A 19,227-nucleotide genomic window follows, 5' to 3' on the forward strand; every position below is an offset into this window, starting at 1 on the left:
CGCAAGAATGGCACACAGCGCCAATTCCGATCTCTTCGGAAAGCGCCCGCAGATATGTCACCCTGCCACTCTCCTGGCCACGGAGCGCGCTGATCACACCGACCTCGGTTCCGGATCGGAGTGCGTAGCGGAGCTTACGCAGGCTTTCCATCGGGGGGTCGGAATGCCGACGATGTTCGAGTCAACCTTCTTCAGGAGGTCCTTAGGGGTTCGCGTTATCTCGTCCTCGACCATGACCGCGATCAAATGAGCCTGGGCGATGTCGAGATCAGCCGTACGAGCGAGGTTCGCCGGAATGCCGACGCCGAGCAGTGCGGGATATGTCTGAAACGCTACGCTTCCAACAACGACGGCCCGCATGCGAAACACACCGGCATCCGAGAACGCGACCAGGACAGTTCCTGTCAGTCGGTCGGGAGCCGAAAGGCGTGCGCCGCGAAGGGATCGAACGAGATCACGGCGCAAGACCGAATGTCAGAGTAATATTCGAGCCGATTTCACCCAATTTTATCCATCTGCAACTGCGAGGATCAGATGCTGGTTTGATCTGATCCTCGCACTGTTCAGGTACGACCAAGGCGCTCCGCTGGGCATTGTTTCCAGCGATCAGGCAGCCACGCCGAGGTCCGTTTCATCCGTGTCTTCGACAATCACAGGTACTTCCGGGACAGCGTCGACGCTGTTCTCGCTGTCCGCAGGGGTGATGTCGAAGACGGACATCGCGTCAGTCATCTGCCCGGCGATCTCGGCGAATTCCGCGTCATCCTCCGAACTCTGATCCGCGCTATCGTCCGAATTCTCTTCGCCGGTTTCCGTCAGGAAGCTTGCCGGTTCGATTTCCTCGAGAGCTCCATCCTCCTCCGCATTCTCCGTGCCCTCCTCTTCAATGTCAGGATCGGCGTCGGCCGCCCCCTCGGCGTCCTCGTCGAAGATCTCCCCGGCGCCGACCTCGCCGTCTTCCTGTTCCTGCGCAAGTTCCGCGGCTTCCTCGCTGCCTGCTTCGAACGCGAAGCGGACATCGGCGGCCGTTCCGGTCTCGCCGGAGGAATTCGTATAGGTCCCGACAGTCTCGATCGTATTACCGTCGACTTCACCCCCGAGCGCCTCGGTCGCGAGAGAAATCTCAACGATGCCCGCGTCCTCAAGCGACCGGAGTTCCCCGTCCTCGCTCTGACCGTTCTCGTTGATATCCCGCCAGAGGAGCAGCTGGGCGAATTCCGCGTCGTCCCGATTGATCGCTGCATCGCCGTTTTCGTCCAGCGTGGCGAGAGCCGTGAAGCCGGTCGAGGCCTCGTCGGGCGCGAAATACTCGGAGAACAGCTCCGAGAGATTGTTGATGATCCCGTCCCCGTTGCGGTCAATGGCGAGCAGAGCGTCGTCCCCGGAAACCCATCCGGTCCGCTCTGCCGTGCCGTCGACATTCATGTCGAAATAGGCCGCGCTCTCGGAAAGAGAGATCAGCTCAATACCGTCACCGTCGAGATCGAGCACGAGCGGGTCTACGGTGTTGATCGCGGTTTCGAGCTCTGAGTAGGTAAAGGTCTGGTCTGTGAAAACGATGGTCTCAACATCGTTCACGACCTCCACCACGTTGCCGGAGTTGAAATCCAAGGTCAGAGACGAAGCGCCTGCCGCCTTTGAGACTGCCGAACCATAGGCATGGTCAATATAGACCGTATCCGAGCCGGCACCGCCATAGACCGTGTCGAGACCGTCGGCATGGATCAGGTCGTTCCCCGAACCGCCGTCGATCAGATCCGCTCCGGCGCCGCCATAAATCGTGTCGTCATCCTCCTGACCGGACAGGATGTCGTCGCCCTCGCCGCCATAGATCAGGTCGTTCCCCGCCCAGCCGCTCAGCGTGTCGTTGCCCGAACCGCCGTAGAGCGTGTCCGAACCGCCCTCGCCCCACACAGAGTCGTTCCCAGACCCGCCGTAAGCGACATCGTCCCCGGCACCGAGAGCCACCGCGTCATTGCCGCTCCCAAGCGCAAACACATCCGACGCAGCGCTCCCGTAAACCGTATCCCCGGCCGACGTCCCGGTAGTCACAGACGTCCCGTCCTCGAGCTGCACCACTTCGATATCGTGGAACCGCGACAGGTCAGACGCGTCCGACGTCACAACCGTGTCCTGGCCATCGCCGCCATAGACCACGTCCAGACCGTCATCGTAGATCACATCGTCGCCAGACCCGCCACTGACCGTGTCCACACCAGCGCCGCCATAGAGCGTGTCGTTGCCGTGGAAGCCGCCCAGCCAGTCGTTTCCGTCGCCGCCGGACACTGTGTCGCCGAGATCGCTGCCCCAGACCGTGTCCGCGCCGTCCCCGCCGTCAACAAGGTTCTGGCCGCCAGCGCCGCCAGCGACATAATCGTCACCGGCCCCGCCATAAAGCGTATCCGCCCCCGCCGCACTCGAGATCCAGTCGTTACCGGTACCGCCATGGATCAGGTCGTTGCCGACACCGCCGATCAGGCTGTCCGCACCATCCGTGCCGAACTGAACAACCGTACCATCCTCGAGACGCACTTCTTCCACGTCATGGTAACGCGTCAGATCCGTGCCCGCGGTCATCTCGGACAAGATCACCGTGTCCTGCCCATCACCGCCATAGACCACATCAAGACCGTCGTCGTAGATCACGTCGTCACCCGCGCCCGCGGACACGATGTCCGACCCCGCGCCGCCGTCCAGCGTGTCGTTGCCGGAACCGGCGCCATCGATCTGGTAAGCACCGTGGTCACCATAGAGCGTATCGGACCCCGCACCGCCGGACACCTCGTCCGAACCATGCTCGCCCACCACGATGTCATCGCCGTCGCCGCCTTCCAGATGGTCGTCGTTCAGGCCGCCATGCACGAAGTCGTTACCCGAACCCCCGCTCAGGCTGTCGTTCTCGTAACCGCCGTAAAGCGCATCGTCTCCCGCGCCGCCTTCCATCACATCGGCGCCCGTCGCTCCGCCCGCCAGGTAGTCGTCTCCATCGCCGCCGTAAAGCGTATCCGAACCGTCCAGACCGTTGATGCTGTCGTTGCCGGAACCGCCCTGGATCAGGTCTCCGCCGGAGCTGCCGTCGAGCAGGTCCGCTCCAGACGTCCCAGTCTGCACGACCGTACCGTCCTCAAGGCGAACCTCCTCCACGTCATGGAACCGCGACAGATCGGAGATATCCGACGTAACGACCGTGTCCTGACCATCGCCGCCATAGACAACGTCCAGGCCGTCGTCATGGATCACGTCGTTCCCGGCGCCGCCAGAGATCGTATCCGATCCCGACCCGCCATAGATCGTGTCGTCCCCGTCCAGACCGTTGATGCTGTCGTCACCCGCACCGCCATCGATCAGATCTCCGGCGGAGCCGCCGTCGAGCAGGTCCGCTCCAGACGTCCCAGTCTGCACGACCGTACCGTCCTCAAGGCGAACCTCCTCCACATCGTGGAACCGCGACAGATCACCGATCTCAGATGTCACAACCGTATCCGAGCCGGCACCGCCATAGACCGTGTCGAGACCGTCGGCATGGATCAGGTCGTTCCCCGAACCGCCGTCGATCAGATCCGCTCCGGCGCCGCCATAAATCGTGTCGTCATCCTCCTGACCGGACAGGATGTCGTCGCCCTCGCCGCCATAGATCAGGTCGTTCCCCGCCCAGCCGCTCAGCGTGTCGTTGCCCGAACCGCCGTAGAGCGTGTCCGAACCGCCCTCGCCCCACACAGAGTCGTTCCCAGACCCGCCGTAAGCGACATCGTCCCCGGCACCGAGAGCCACCGCGTCATTGCCGCTCCCAAGCGCAAACACATCCGACGCAGCGCTCCCGTAAACCGTATCCCCGGCCGACGTCCCGGTAGTCACAGACGTCCCGTCCTCGAGCTGCACCACTTCGATATCGTGGAACCGCGACAGGTCAGACGCGTCCGACGTCACAACCGTGTCCTGGCCATCGCCGCCATAGACCACGTCCAGACCGTCATCGTAGATCACATCGTCGCCGCTACCCGCGGACACAATGTCCACACCAGCGCCGCCATTCAGGATATCGTTTCCGGTGCCACCATCGAGAAGATCGCTATCGGCGCCTCCATAAAGAGTGTCTTCCTTATCGCCACCGATCAGCGTGTCACTTCCATCATCACCGTACAGAAGATCCTGCGCGTAATCGCGACCTGAGACGAGATCGTCACCGGCATCACCATACAGCGTGTTGATACCGCCAGATCCGCCTTCGAGCGTGTCGTTGCCGTCACCGCCGTAATAGAGCCGCGCACCGAAACCACCAGCGATATAATCGTCTCCAGCTCCCGCAATGGCCGCCTGGAGCGGTAAGAGCGAATCCGCCTGATCCGTACCGACTGTGATATTAAGCCCATCCCAATAAACGACCTCGACATCATAAAACTGACTTGGGACAGGCATCTCGGTGACATAGGCGACGTCGAAACCGTCTCCGCCGTACACAACATCCTGACCGTCGGCGTAGATCACATCGTCGCCGGCACCGCCAGACACCGTGTCCGCGCCCGCACCGCCACTCAGCGTATCCGCGCCGTCGCCGCCGGAGAGAACGTCGTTCCCCTCGCCGCCATCCAGAAGATCCGACGTCACCCCGCTGTGGTGATCGGTGCCCATGCCGCCGTCCAGCGTGTCGTCACCGGCTCCGCCAGACAGCGTGTCGCCGCCGGAACCGCCCGACAGGACATCGTCGCCCTCGCCGCCATAAAGCGTGTCCGTCCCGATACCGCCGTCGACCACGTCGTCGCCCGTGCCGCCATAGAGCACGTCCTGGTAGTCGAAGCCCTCCAGCGTGTCCGCACCCTCGCCGCCATACAGCGTGTCCGCGCCGTAACCGCCGTTCATACTGTCGTTGCCGAGCCCCCCGTACAGAAGGTCGTCACCGCTCAGGCCCAGAACCGTGTCGTCGCCGGCGCCAGCATCGATGTAATCGCCCGGATAGACGTCCTCGCCGACAAGACTGTCAGCACCCTCCGTGCCCTGTATGACGAGCGTTCCGTCCTCGAGACGCACTTCCTCGACCTCATGGAAGCGGGACAGGTCCGTCAGATCCGCGGTGTAGACAACGTCCACGCCGTCCCCGCCATAGATCACGTCCAGACCGTCGTCGTAGATCACGTCGTCTCCGTCTCCGGCAGAGATCAGGTCGGCTTCCGCGCCGCCGCTCAGTGTGTCGTTGCCGGATCCGCCAAGCAGCGTATCGACGCCGTCGCCACCGGAGAGAACGTCGTCATCCGCGCCGCCGTCCAGAACATCGGCTTCCGCGCCGCCGCTCAGTGTATCGTTGCCGGATCCGCCAAGCAGCGTGTCGGCGCCGTCACCACCGGAGAGAACGTCGTCATCCGCTCCGCCGTCCAGAACATCGGCGCCCGCGCCGCCGCTCAGGCTATCGTCACCCGAACCGCCGTAAAGCGTCTCGTCGTGCCCGCTGCCCGCAATCGCGTCGCCGCCGGCAGAACCTGTCACGATCTCGACACTAGAGATAACGTCGCCCTGCGCGTCGCCGCCACTTCCCGTGCCGCTGCCCAGATCCACGGTAACCGCACCCGAAGACTGCGTGTAATCGACAGCATCGTTCCCGTCGCCGCCGTCGAGGATATCCGCATCCACGCCGCCAACCAGAAGGTCGTCGCCTACGCCGCCACTCAGCGTATCCGCGCCGTCGCCGCCGGAGAGAACGTCGTTCCCCTCGCCGCCGTCCAGAAGATCCGACGTCACCCCGCTGTGGTGATCGGTGCCCATACCGCCGTCCAGCGTGTCGTCGCCGGCGCCGCCAGACAGCGTGTCGCCGCCGGAACCGCCCGACAGGACATCGTCGCCCTCGCCGCCATAAAGCGTGTCCGTCCCGATGCCGCCATCGACCACGTCGTCGCCCGTGCCGCCATAGAGCACGTCCTGGTAGTCGAAGCCCTCCAGCGTATCGGACCCCTCGCCGCCATACAGCGTGTCCGCGCCGTAACCGCCGTTCATACTGTCGTTGCCGAGCCCCCCGTACAGAAGGTCGTCACCGCTCAGGCCCAGAACCGTATCGTCGCCGGCGCCCGCATCGATGTAATCGCCAGGATAGACGTCCTCGCCGACAAGACTGTCAGCACCCTCCGTGCCCTGTATGAAAGAGAACGACGATCCATCCTCAAGGCGCACTTCCTCCACATTCTGGAAGCGCGACAGGTCCGTGCCCGCGGTCGTGTAGACGATGTCGTATCCGTCACCACCGTCGATCACATCAACGCCGTCGTCATAGGCAATGTCATTTCCGGCCCCGCCGGAGAGCGTATCGGTGCCTTCGCCGCCGATGAGGGTATCGACGCCGTCGCCGCCTGAGAGCAGGTCATTGCCCTCGCCCCCGACCAGATAGTCGTTGCCAAGACCACCATCGACCAGATCGTCGCCCGCATCGCCGGAGACCTCATCGTCCCCGTCCCCGCCGGAGATCTGGTCCGCGCCATCGCCGCCCGCGACGATGTCGGCACCCGCTCCGCCGTCGAGCGTGTCGTTGCCCGCGCCGCCGCTCACCGTGTCCGCATCGTCACCGCCGGCAAGACTGTCGTCTCCCTCGCCGCCCAGAAGACTGTCCGCTCCCGCACCACCATCGAGCGTGTCCGCTCCGGCGCCGCCGTCCAGCAGATCGTCACCGGCACCGCCATTGAGGCTGTCCGCGCCAAGACCGCCGCTCAGCGTGTTGGCATCACCGTCGCCGGTCAGCGTGTCGTCATAAGCCGATCCGATGACGCCCTCGATGCCGACAAGCGTGTCGCCCTCGGCGTGCCCGCCCGTACCCATACCTGCGGACAGATCGACCGACACACCCACATCAGAGTTCTCGTAAGTGACGACATCATCTCCTGAGAACGCCGCCGGTACCGTCGGCTCCGCCAGTCCATATTCGAACTGGAAGTCCCGCACCTCGAATACCGTCAGACCGGTCCCCGGGCGCGGCCATGCTTCCGCGGTCACATCGTAAGACGCCAGATAAGCTGTCGGCGTGCTGGTAAATTCTCCAGCCGGCACCGTAACCCAGACCTGATGCCAGTCATCCCCAAGGTCACGGATCCCCGCCGTCATCGACACCCCGGACGTCAGATCTCTATAGCTGTCGTCCGACATATCGAACGTCGCCGAATGATTGCCGCTCGTCGCGTCCTCGCGCAGGTTCAAGACCAACGTCGAGCGCGATACTCCCCGGACGACGAAGGACGCCGTCATGGACTGGGTCGTATCCGCGCCCGCAATCACCTGGCCAAGATGGTGATAGTTGTTGGAAGAATCTTCCTGGACCGAATAGATCCCGCCACCGGAAGCGCTGACCGATAGTCCTGTCTGATTTCCCCAAACGGTCAGATCGCCATAGCCGCCAGATAGATCACCTGTTGCCCCCGGGTCCGTATCGCCATAAAGCACATCCGCGCCGGCTCCGCCCTCAAGCGTGTCGTCGCCCAAACCGCCGTCAAGCGTGTCGTTACCATCGCCTCCAAGCAGAACGTCATTCCCGGCACCGCCCGACATCAGGTCCGGACCCGACGTCCCCACAAGCGTGTCGGTGCCGTCCGCGCCGACCTGCACCAGCGTCCCGTCATCAAGGCGCACTTCCTCCACGTCACGGAAACGCGACAGGTCAGACGCATCCGACGTATAGACCACATCCACACCGTCACCGCCGTAGATGACGTCCAGACCGTCGTCATAGATCACGTCGTTCCCGGAACCGCCCGATACCGTGTCGGCTCCCGCGCCGCCGTAAAGCGTGTCGGAACCAGATCCACCAAGAAGAAGATCGTTGCCGGAACCACCATCGACCACGTCGTCTCCCGCGTCGCCGGAGACCTCGTCGTCCCCGTCGCCGCCGGAGATCTGGTCCGCACCGTCGCCACCCGCAACGATGTCCGTACCCGCGCCACCGCTGAGCGTATCGGTGCCTTCGCCGCCGATGAGGGTATCGACGCCGTCGCCGCCTGAGAGCAGGTCATTGCCCTCGCCCCCGACCAGATAGTCGTTGCCAAGACCACCATCGACCAGATCGTCGCCCGCATCGCCGGAGACCTCATCGTCCCCGTCCCCGCCGGAGATCTGGTCCGCGCCATCGCCGCCCGCGACGATGTCGGCACCCGCTCCGCCGTCGAGCGTGTCGTTGCCCGCGCCGCCGCTCACCGTGTCCGCATCGTCACCGCCGGCAAGACTGTCGTCTCCCTCGCCGCCCAGAAGACTGTCCGCTCCCGCACCACCATCGAGCGTGTCCGCTCCGGCGCCGCCGTCCAGCAGATCGTCACCGGCACCGCCATTGAGGCTGTCCGCGCCAAGACCGCCGCTCAGCGTGTTGGCATCACCGTCGCCGGTCAGCGTGTCGTCATAAGCCGATCCGATGACGCCCTCGATGCCGACAAGCGTGTCGCCCTCGGCGTGCCCGCCCGTACCCATACCTGCGGACAGATCGACCGACACACCCACATCAGAGTTCTCGTAAGTGACGACATCATCTCCTGAGAACGCCGCCGGTACCGTCGGCTCCGCCAGTCCATATTCGAACTGGAAGTCCCGCACCTCGAATACCGTCAGACCGGTCCCCGGGCGCGGCCATGCTTCCGCGGTCACATCGTAAGACGCCAGATAAGCTGTCGGCGTGCTGGTAAATTCTCCAGCCGGCACCGTAACCCAGACCTGATGCCAGTCATCCCCAAGGTCACGGATCCCCGCCGTCATCGACACCCCGGACGTCAGATCTCTATAGCTGTCGTCCGACATATCGAACGTCGCCGAATGATTGCCGCTCGTCGCGTCCTCGCGCAGGTTCAAGACCAACGTCGAGCGCGATACTCCCCGGACGACGAAGGACGCCGTCATGGACTGGGTCGTATCCGCGCCCGCAATCACCTGGCCAAGATGGTGATAGTTGTTGGAAGAATCTTCCTGGACCGAATAGATCCCGCCACCGGAAGCGCTGACCGATAGTCCTGTCTGATTTCCCCAAACGGTCAGATCGCCATAGCCGCCAGATAGATCACCTGTTGCCCCCGGGTCCGTATCGCCATAAAGCACATCCGCGCCGGCTCCGCCCTCAAGCGTGTCGTCGCCCAAACCGCCGTCAAGCGTGTCGTTACCATCGCCTCCAAGCAGAACGTCATTCCCGGCACCGCCCGACATCAGGTCCGGACCCGACGTCCCCACAAGCGTGTCGGTGCCGTCCGCGCCGACCTGCACCAGCGTCCCGTCATCAAGACGCACTTCCTCCACGTCATGGAACCGCGACAGGTCAGACGCATCCGACGTGTAGACCACGTCCACGCCGTCGCCGCCGTAAACGACGTCCAGACCGTCGTCGTAGATCACGTCGTTCCCGCTACCGCCCGATACCGTGTCGGCTCCCGCTCCGCCGTAAAGCGTGTCGGAACCAGAACCGCCAACGAGGATGTCATCGGCTTCCGATCCGAGCAGACTTTCCGCCGTGTCGGAGCCAGATACAACCAGCGTACCGTCCTGCAGACGGATCTCCTCAACCTCATGGAAGCGCGATAGATCGGAGATATCCGAGGTATAGACAATGTCGGTCCCGTCGCCGCCATACACGGCGTCCAGACCATCGTCGTAGAAAACATCGTTTCCGGCGCCGCCGACCAGCGTATCGGAGCCGGCACCACCGATGAGCGTGTCGTCACCGTCGCCGCCGGAGAGCGTGTCATTGCCGGCGCCACCATCGAGGCTGTCCGCCGTTGAATTTCCGATCGCCAGCTCCGCATCGCTGCTGCCGGTGAAACTGTTCCCGTCGATATCGCTTACATGGACATAGGTGCCGTCGGCGAGCCGTACTTCCTCGACGTCATGGAACCGGGAGGTATCGGAAGCATCGGACGTGAAGACGGTGTCAGAACCGTCCCCGCCATAGACGATGTCCGAACCGTCATCATGGAGAACGTCATTCCCGGCACCGCCGTAGAGCGTGTCGTTCCCCGCTCCGCCGTAAAGCGTGTCGTCGCCGAGACCGCCGTTGACACCATCGTCGCCCGTACCGCCGTCGAGCACGTCATTCCCGGAGCGGCCATGCAGGTAATCGGCACCAGCATTGCCACTCACGGTATCCGCAGTCATCGAACCAACGACGAGCGCCTGATCCGCCGTGACTTCGACAATCTCTTCGACATCGTTGTCGATCTGGCCATCGACCGCCGCGAGGGACCCGGTGGTGAAGACGATATCGTAACCGTCGCCGCCGTTTATCTCGTCGGTATCCTCGTCTTGCGGAACATCGCCCCCATAGAGGTCGTAGATGACATCGTCACCGTCATCGGCATAGATCCGGCCGAACCCGCTGCCGCCGATAATGAAGTCGTCACCCTCGCCTGCGGTGACCTGATATTCCTCGCCATCGTTCAGGCCGCTTGCATCAAGCGTGTCGTCACCGGACGTTCCGATGACCAGCGCTCCGACAAAGTCATGCCGGATGACTTCGACATTGGTGTAACGCTCCAGATCCCAGGCACCGCCGCGCAGATGGACGATGTCGTATCCGTCGCCGCCATCGATCGTGTTTTCACCATCGTCGTAAATCAGGTCGTTACCGGCTCCGCCATAGATGACGTTGGCGTCGTTGCCGCCGTCAATTGTGTCGTCGCCCGCACCGCCGTCGAGGGTATCGAGGCCACCCTCACCGTAGAGAACATCATCGCCATCCGCACCGGAGACCAGATCCGCTCCGCCTCCGGCAAAAATCGTGTCGACCCCGGCGCTACCGATGAGAGTTTCGGCAACACCTGAAGCAAAGGTTACGACGCTCCCGTCATCGACCCGGATCTCCTCAACGTCATGGAAACGGCTGAGGTCGGATGCATCGGTCGTGTAAACGACGTCATGTCCGTCGCCGCCATAGATCACGTCGAGACCGTCGTCATGGATGACGTCGTTGCCGGCACCGCCATGGATCGTGTCCGACCCGGCACCGCCGTAGATCGTATCGTCGCCGGCCGCACCGTCGACAATGTCGTCTCCCGCCTGCCCCGCGACGTAATCCGCGCCCGATGAGCCTGTCAGACTGTCCGCGGTATCTGTGCCGGCAAGGACCAGAGTCCCGTCGAGCAGGCGGATTTCCTCCACTTCCAGAATGCGAAAAAGATCAGAGATATCAGAAACATAGACGGTATCGTTGCCGACTCCGCCATAGATCGTATCCACACCGTCGTCGTAAATCAGGTCATCGCCGTCGCCGGCCGAGACCAGGTCGGCATCGCCGCCGCCGTCGAGCGTGTCGTTGCCGGCTCCGCCGACGAGGGTGTCGGCGCCTGCTCCACCCTCAAGGCTGTCCGCACCGTCGCCGCCATCGAGAAGGTCGGCGCCCGCGCCACCGACGAGACTGTCGTCGCCGGCTCCGCCGGAGAGGGTTTCGTCAAGGCCGCTTCCGACGACATTATCGCCAACGTCCGAGCCGATCACGACCTCGACGTCCGAGATCACGTCGCCGTCGGCATCGCCGCCCGAGCCTGAGCCGCTGCCGAGATCGACGGTCACGCCGTTCGAGGATTGCGAATAGTCGACCGCGTCGGTTCCGGCACCGCCACGGATCGTGTCGCTGCCGGCGCCGGCCTGGACGGTATCGTTGCCGTCTCCGCCGACGATGCTGTCATTGCCCGCGCCGTCACCGAGAAGATCGTCGCCGCTCCCGGCCAGCAGCGTGTCGTCGCCGGCGGAACCGACCAGCGTGTCGTTGCCGCTGCCGCCGACCACGCCCTCGAAGCCCGAAAGACTGTCGCCTTCGGCATCGCCGCCGCTCGCCTGCCCGGTTTCGAGATCGACGGAAACGCCGATCGTGTCGTTCTCGTAGGAGACAAAGTCGTTGCCGGCCCCGCCGACCAGCGTATCGGCACCGCCATTGCCCTCGAGGAAATCGTCGTCGTCTCCGCCGTCGAGGCTGTCGTCGCCCTCGTTACCGATCAGGCGGTCGCCGCCTTCCATGCCGAGAAGCGTGTCGTTGCCGCCCGCGCCCGACATGAAGTTCGCACCCGCGTCGCCGGAGAGCAGATCGTCGCCTTCGGTTCCGGTCACCGCCTCGCCGAGCATGTCGTCGATCGTGATATCGGCGGACGCGCCCTCGATGATGCCGAGCACGGCATTGGTGAGCGCGACGGTCAGCATGACCGACTGGCCGTCGATCCGGCCGTTGTCCCTCAGATTGACCGAAACGGTCTTCGCCCGTTCCCCCTTGGCGAAACTGACCGTCGTCTCCGTCGGCACATCGTAGTCGGTGCCCGCGACCGCCGTGTTCGAACCGTCGGAGAAGCCAAGATCGACGGAGGCCGCACGGCTGACATCGCCCTCGCGGCGGATGATGAAATAGGCCTGTCCGTCGCCTTCGCTGACCGTGTCGGAGGCAGCTTCGATGATAAAGCGCCCGAAGCCGAAATCCTCCGTCGTCAGCGCCCGTCCGAGCCCGGAAACCGTCTGCAGCGCCCCGCCGGCATCGAACACCGCGTCGCCGTCGAACAGAGTCTGGTTGGCAATGATGTCCAGGATGGCCGCCGTCTCGGCCGCCGCGTCCGCCATATCGAGCGCGAGCCGGTCGCCCGCGTCGGCGTCGAAATCGGCGATCTCGGCACTGCCGGAACCGTCCGCGGCCAGCACGAAGAGATCGGCGCCGGCGCCGCCGGTCGCGATGTCGTTTCCGGCTCCGCCGACAAGCGTGTCGTCGCCGTCGCCGCCGTCGAGCGTGTCGTCGCCCGCGGCGCCCGAGATCAGATCCGCGCCGTCGCCGCCGGAGATTTCGTTCGCACCCGCATCGCCGGCGAGCGTGTCGTCGCCCACACCGCCGATCAGGTTCTCGATGCCCGAGAGCACGTCTCCCTCGGCCTCACCCACAAGGCCGGAGCCGGAAGCGAGATCGACAGAGACGGCGGACTCCGCCTGGCTGTAGTCGGCCGCGTCGATCCCGTCGCCGCCGTCGAGCGTGTCGGCACCGGCACCGCCCTGCAGCGTATCCGCGCCGGTTCCGCCGATCAGGCTGTCCTCGCCCACGCCGCCGGAGAGCGCGTCATTGCCCGCACCGCCGTCAAGCATGTTGCCGCCGTCGGAGCCGATCAAGGTGTCGTCGTGCGCCGAGCCGTTGACGTTCTCGATACCGGAATAGCTGTCCTCGTCCGCGTCGCCGTAGCTGCCGACCCCGCTTTCGAGATCGACCTGAACGGCCTCCTCGGACTCCGCGTAATCGACGAGGTCGGTGCCCTCGCCGCCGTCGATCGTGTCCGCGCCGTCGCCGCCGAGCACGGTGTCGTCGCCGGCCCCGCCGCTGATCAGGTCCGCGCGCGCGCCGCCGTCGAGAACGTCCGCGCCGTCGCCGCCGTCGAGCGTGTCGCTGCCGTCGCCCCCCTTCAGCAGGTCGGCACCGTCCCCGCCGGCGAGAGCATCGTCTCCCTCCTCGCCGTTGAGAACGTCGTCGCCGAGGCCTCCGTCGAGAAGGTCCGCGCCGCTTCCAGCCAGCAGCAGGTCCGCGCCGGCGCCGCCGGAAAGCGTTTCCTCGCCGTTGAAGCCGTAGAGGCTGTCGTCACCGGTATTGCCCAGCAGGGCGGTATAGCTCCCGTCAGTGCGGAGAGTGGAATTGATCCCGCTGTAGGCGCTGGCCGTTGTGCCGTCGGACGTCCCGTAATCGTTCTCCCAGGAATCCGTGCCATCGAGGTATCTCTTGACCTGCTCGGCAAACTCCGCGGTCGAACGGCCTTCGGCCGCGAAATCGAGCGAAAGCTGCGTGATCTTGTACTGATCCAGCGCGAAAGTGCTTTCCTTGCTGAAGGCACCGTTCCCCGCCATCCGGCCCGCATTCAGATCGTCGACGAAGACGATGTGCTCAACCTCGTAACTCTGCAGGACGGTGGAACCGCGGCCGAGATTGCTGGTGACGACCAGGTGGCCATCGGCGTTCTTGGTGATCGAGTAGTCGTTCTTCGAGCCCTCGAACTGGACGATGTCGTAATCGTAGACGCCGCCGAGATCCTGCACGACGTTGGTGCCGAGATCGACGCCGTTGCCGGAGATCACGATAACGTCGCTGCCCTCGCCGCCGTCGAGCGTGTCGTCGCCGAGGCCGTCGACCAGCGTATCGGTGCCGGCATCGCCGGAGACCCGGTCGCTGCCGCCGCCGCCGAACAGCGTGTCGCTGCCCTCGCCGCCGAACAGCGTGTCGTTGTCCGCGTTGCCATAGACCAGGTCGTCGCCCGAACCGCCATTGACGACGTCCGCGCCGTCGTTTCCGAACACCGTGTCACTGTCCTGCCCGCCATGGACGTTGTCGCTGCCCTGACCGCCGAACAGGCTGTCATTGCCCTCGTTGCCCTCGATGACGTCGTTGCCCTGGTTGCCGTAGAGCCGGTCGTTGCCCGACTCGCCGAATAGGTAGTCGTTGCCGCCGTTGCCGAAGCCGAGATCGTTGCCGTTGCCGCCATGCAGCGTGTCGGAGGCGTTGTCCTCGTTGTAGGGATTGTCCGGGTCGCTGTGGCCGAGCAGGGTGTCGTCGCCGTCGTCGCCGGCCAGCAGGTCGGCGCCCGCATTGCCGTGGATCAGGTCCTGGTCGTTGCCGCCATGCAGCTGGTCGCTGTCGCGGCCGCCATAGAGCGAGTCGTTGCCGCCATTGCCGTGGATCGTGTCGTTGCCGCCGTTGCCGTAGACCAGGTCGCTGCCGTTACCAGCGCTCCAGTACTGGTTGCCGGAACCGAGATAGGTGCCGCCGCCGCCGGCATGGGGCACGCCGCCGCTCTGCATCGAGGGAGGTGTGCCGCCGGTGAAGGGCCCGAAGCCGGGCAGCAGGCCGTTGGTGATGGTGCCGCCGAGATCGTTCCCGGCCTCGTCGACGAAGCGGATCTGCTCGATCGTGTTGCCGATCAGCTGCAGCTCGCCGCCGCCCTCGGTATAGACCGTGAGGACGGACTCGTCCTGGTGCAGCACAACGTCGTTGCGGCTGAAGCCCACCAGCTCGAGCACGTCGGTGTCGGAATCCGAGCCCGAGTCGTAGATCACCAGCGCCGCCTGGTCGCCGGTGATGAAATTGCGGGTGAAGCGGTAGATGTCGCCCTGGTTGCCGCCGTCGAGGAAGGCGAAGCCCTTGCCGCCGACCAGCACGTCGGACCCGTCCTGGCCGAGCACGGCATCGTCCTGCTGGCCGCCATAGAGCGTGTCGTCGCCGGCATTGCCGTTCAGCCAGTCGGAGCCCTGGTTGCCGTAGACCACGTCGTTGCCCTGGCCGCCAAAAAGCGTGTCGTCGGAGAAATCCTCCGAGATCTGGCCGCCCGCAGTGGTGTCGACATGGGCGTAGCCGCCATGCAGCGTGTCATTGCCCTGGTTGCCGTAGACCACGTCCGCGCCGGTGCCGCCGCGCACCAGGTCGTCGCCCTCGCCGCCGGACATGGTGTCGGAGCCGTCATGGCCGACCATGAAATCGTCGCCGCCGCCGCCGAGGATCTTGTCGCCCAGGTCGCTGCCCTGCAGATGGTCGCTGTGGGCCGAGCCCTCCAGCTCCTCGATGCTGAGCAGCGTGTCTGCGTCCGTGAATCCGCTTTGCAGGCCGATGCCGGCCACCACGCCAGACGTCGCATGGGCATAACTCACCCGGTCGATGCCCTCGCCGCCGTCGATCAGATCGCTGCCGGCGCCGCCTTCCAGCACGTCATTGCCGGCGCCGCCGAGCAGCGTGTCGTCGCCGCCGCCGCCGAAAATCGTGTCGTGGCCGAGATTGCCCTCGAGATGGTCGTCGCCCTGGTTGCCGTAGACGAGGTCGTCGCCCTGCCCGCCATAGAGCGTGTCGCTGTCCGCGCCGCCCTGCCCGGCGCCCTGCGTGCCGCCATAGAGCGTGTCGTCGCCATGGTTGCCGTAGGCGAGGTCGGCGCCCTCCTGGCCGGCGATGAGGTCGTTATGCTCGCCGCCATAAAGCGTGTCCGCCCCGGCTCCGCCGTCGAGCGTGTCGAAGCCCTTGTTGCCGTAGAGAACGTCGTCGCCCTCGTCGCCGCCGACCAGATCCTGGTCCTGCCCGCCATAGAGCGTGTCATTGTCGAGGCCGCCGTTCAGCGTGTCGTTGCCCTTGTTGCCATAGACCACGTCCGCCCCGGCCTCGCCCGCCGCGACATCGTTGTCGGCGCCGCCATAGACAATATCCATGCCGTCGCCGCCGGAGACCGTGTCGTCGCCCTGGTTGCCGTAGACCACGTCGTTGCCGGTCCCGCCGAAGACCTGGTCGGCGCCCATGTTGCCCTGGAGCGTGTCGTCGCCGGCATCGCCGAGGATCGTGTCCTCGTCCTGCCCGCCGAAGGCCCGGTCGTTGCCTTCCCCGCCGACGATCAGATCGGTGCCCTGGTTGCCGTAGATCAGGTCGTTCTCGCCGCCGCCATAGAGCGTATCCACGCCCTCGCCGCCGGAGAGGAGGTCGTCGCCGTGGTTGCCGTAGACGAGATCGTTGCCGGAACCGCCGTTCAGGCTGTCGGAGGCGTGGTCGTCACCGTTGACGCTGTCCTCGACGATGAAGCCGCCATAGAGAACGTCGTCCCCCGCCCCGCCATCGACCGTATCGGCTCCGCCGCGCGCATAGACCGTGTCATTGCCCGCACCGCCTTCAAAGTGGTTGGCAACACCGTTGCCGTGCATCGTGTCGTCGAAGTTCGTCCCGACCGCACCCTCGATGTCATGGAAAGTGTCGCCCGCGGCGTTGCCGCCGGTGATGGTCGGCGTACTACCGTCGAGATTCACGTAGATCGCAACGTCGTTGTCTTCGTACGACACCGCATCGACGCCCTCGCCGCCATAGAGCACATCGGCCCCCGCGCCGCCCTTCAGCGTGTCGTCGTCCTGCCCGCCGTAGAGCGTGTCATCGCCATCGTCACCGGCGAGGTAATCGTCCTGCTGGTTGCCGTATATGAGGTCATCGCCATCGCCGCCGGAAACGGTGTCATCGTCGTATTCTCCGTGGAGCGTGTCGTTTCCGCTGCCGCCGAAAACCTTGTCGCCTCCGAGACCACCGTAAGCAACGTCATCGTCGGCCATGCCGTCGATCCAGTCGCCATCCTTGCCGCCGTAAAGCGTGTCGTTCCCGTTGTTGCCGAAGAGATCGTCCGAGCCTTGGTTGCCATAGAGCAAGTCATTGCCCTCACCGCCCGAGACCGTATCCCAGCCGTCGTTTCCGTAGGCTGTATCGTGACCACCGCCGCCATTGATAACATCGAGCCCCTGACCACCATAAAGCAAGTCGTCGCCGAGATTGCCGTGCAGATCGTCGTCGCCGCGATTGCCATAGACAACATCATTGCCTTGGCCGCCATAGAGAGTATCAGCTGCGCCTTTCGTATAAATACTGCCGATATCGCCGTAAATCGTATCATCCGATTCGTTACCGTAGATAATGTCACGTCCGTCGGTACCAGTCAGAATGTTGGCTTCGCTCCCCCCAGAGGTCTCCGTCAGTGTTTTTTCAAGATCGTAGTCTCTTTGCGGGACCCGAAGAGAGGCAGTTGCCCACCAAGTGATCGCGTCCCTCATTGACACTTCTGTTAATCCAAGCTCCTCGGCGCGCGAAATGACGCTTTCCCACTGGTTCGCAATTTCGCTACCAGCGTCATTCTGACGGATAGCGTCAATTTCTGCCTGATTGAGAAGGTAATTTTCAAACAATTGGGTGGTCGTGAGGTCGACGAGGAAAGATGCTATCGAAGTATCATCTTCGGTGCTCTGAATGAGCTTCAAAACAAACGGACTGCCACTCGTATATTCCAGCCCCTTCAGAGTCCCGATGACCATGCTGTCAATGATAGTTAATGGCTCGTCGTCCGCATCTTCATGATCTTCTCGCAGAAGCGCGGTACTCCGGACCACATCAAGACCTGGGATATCGTTATCACCGGTCGTAGATTGTGCTTCATTGTATTTTTGCTTATGAATCTCGTACTTTTTCTCAGCCGCCTCTTCCAGCGCGCTCTCGCCAACGACACGTTCTCCTGTCTCCGGGTCGACCAGATAATATTCGCGCGGGATGAACTGTGTACCAAATCCGTCATCGTTTTCATTCGGCGGGCGGTAGTCGGGATTTTTAACCAGATCATTCTGTCGCTCGAAATGACCCTCGGTTCCATCCTCGTTTGTAGGGACGTAAAAGAGTTCATCATAGAAATCGTCGTGACGGACGAATGACGCGATATACTCGTCCTCTCTGAAATTCACTCCCATATCGTAAAGATGCAGACTGTTCGCCTCCGCACTCGCTACTGCGAGCACTTCATTCACGATATTTGCAACGCTGCTCGCCATGTTCTCAAGGCTTTGGATGGGCCCATCATCCCTGACGGTATATGAGAGAAGGCCTAGTTCCCCATCATTGTCGAACCCGAGGCTCACCGACGCCAACGGCTTTTCCGCAAAGAACTCCTGAGCAGCGACCACCGCAAAAGAGGCAACAGCAAAACCGATCGTCAGGCCCGTTGGAGCACCGGCAAGCATCAGCGATGTAATGGTAGAGGCCGCAGTAGACATCGCATTGGTTGCGCCTGTATCGATATCCAATACGTTTCCGAGTTCTGAAACGACAAAACCGACGGCTGCGGCAGCAACGCTGGTGGTTATGTTCGCGCTACTGACGAGATTCTTCGAGAAATCGCCACTCAGAAGCGACCGAGCTACATGCCCTCCGGCTGCACTACCTATAAAGCGGCCATACCGGGCGCCAATTTCTCCCGCGAGTTCCTCGCCGATCTCGCTGCCTAATCGACCGCCGAGGTAACTCGCCCCAGCGACGGCCGCAGCATTGACGAAAGCCGCCCCAAACTCCTTGAGAGCAGCTTCTGCGCTGATATCGTTGCTTGTAATGTTATCAAAATTCTTGTCGATTATCGAGGCAACCGTGCCGGCAAGGGAATTTACTGCGGAGTTAAAAGCAAGCTCGACTGCAGGATCGTCGAAATTTACCAGCGAGGTAATAACGCCTGCTGCAAACCCGACCGCGAATTGTGCTCCGTCAACTGAATCGAATTCTATCGATTGCTCTTCGGGGTTACTTTGCTTAACAAGAACCTGATTTTCCGAGTCATAATTAAAGTAATCGATATCTACTTTGCCTGACTCTGAATTAAGAACCCGCTCTTCAACAACTCTTCCGTCGCTGAATTTCACTCCCAAGACTGTCGGGTTTTCTCCGGGCGCGCCTGGAATTCGCATTTCCGTCGAGGAACGCTCCCAAACCGACTGGCCAGAATCAAGACGCCCGGTAAATTT

At 63.3% G+C, this 19,227-nt stretch carries 3 protein-coding genes; 1 reads left to right on the top strand and 2 read right to left on the bottom strand.

Translation table 11 applies throughout. From position 1 onward, the window contains the following. Nucleotides 1-93 precede the first annotated feature (93 nt). Nucleotides 94-465: a GSU2403 family nucleotidyltransferase fold protein gene (locus IG122_RS24595; RefSeq protein ID WP_193188967.1), complete on the bottom strand. Its 372-nt coding sequence runs from the start codon at nucleotides 463-465 to the stop codon at nucleotides 94-96. 141 nt (nucleotides 466-606) lie between these two features. Further along, entirely contained in the window at nucleotides 607-17,502 is a 16,896-nt protein-coding gene (locus IG122_RS23290) for a beta strand repeat-containing protein (protein ID WP_226893894.1), read from the bottom strand. A 297-nt stretch (nucleotides 17,503-17,799) separates the two neighbouring features. Between IG122_RS23290 and IG122_RS24245 the strand changes: the two genes are divergently transcribed. Further along, on the top strand, nucleotides 17,800-18,150 hold the full coding sequence (locus IG122_RS24245; RefSeq protein WP_226893898.1) for a hypothetical protein: 351 nt from the start codon (nucleotides 17,800-17,802) through the stop codon (nucleotides 18,148-18,150). The last annotated feature ends 1,077 nt before the right edge of the window (nucleotides 18,151-19,227 follow it).

The sequence above is a fragment of the Nisaea sediminum genome (assembly GCF_014904705.1).
In the GTDB taxonomy this organism is placed as follows: Bacteria; Pseudomonadota; Alphaproteobacteria; order Thalassobaculales; family Thalassobaculaceae; genus Nisaea; species Nisaea sediminum.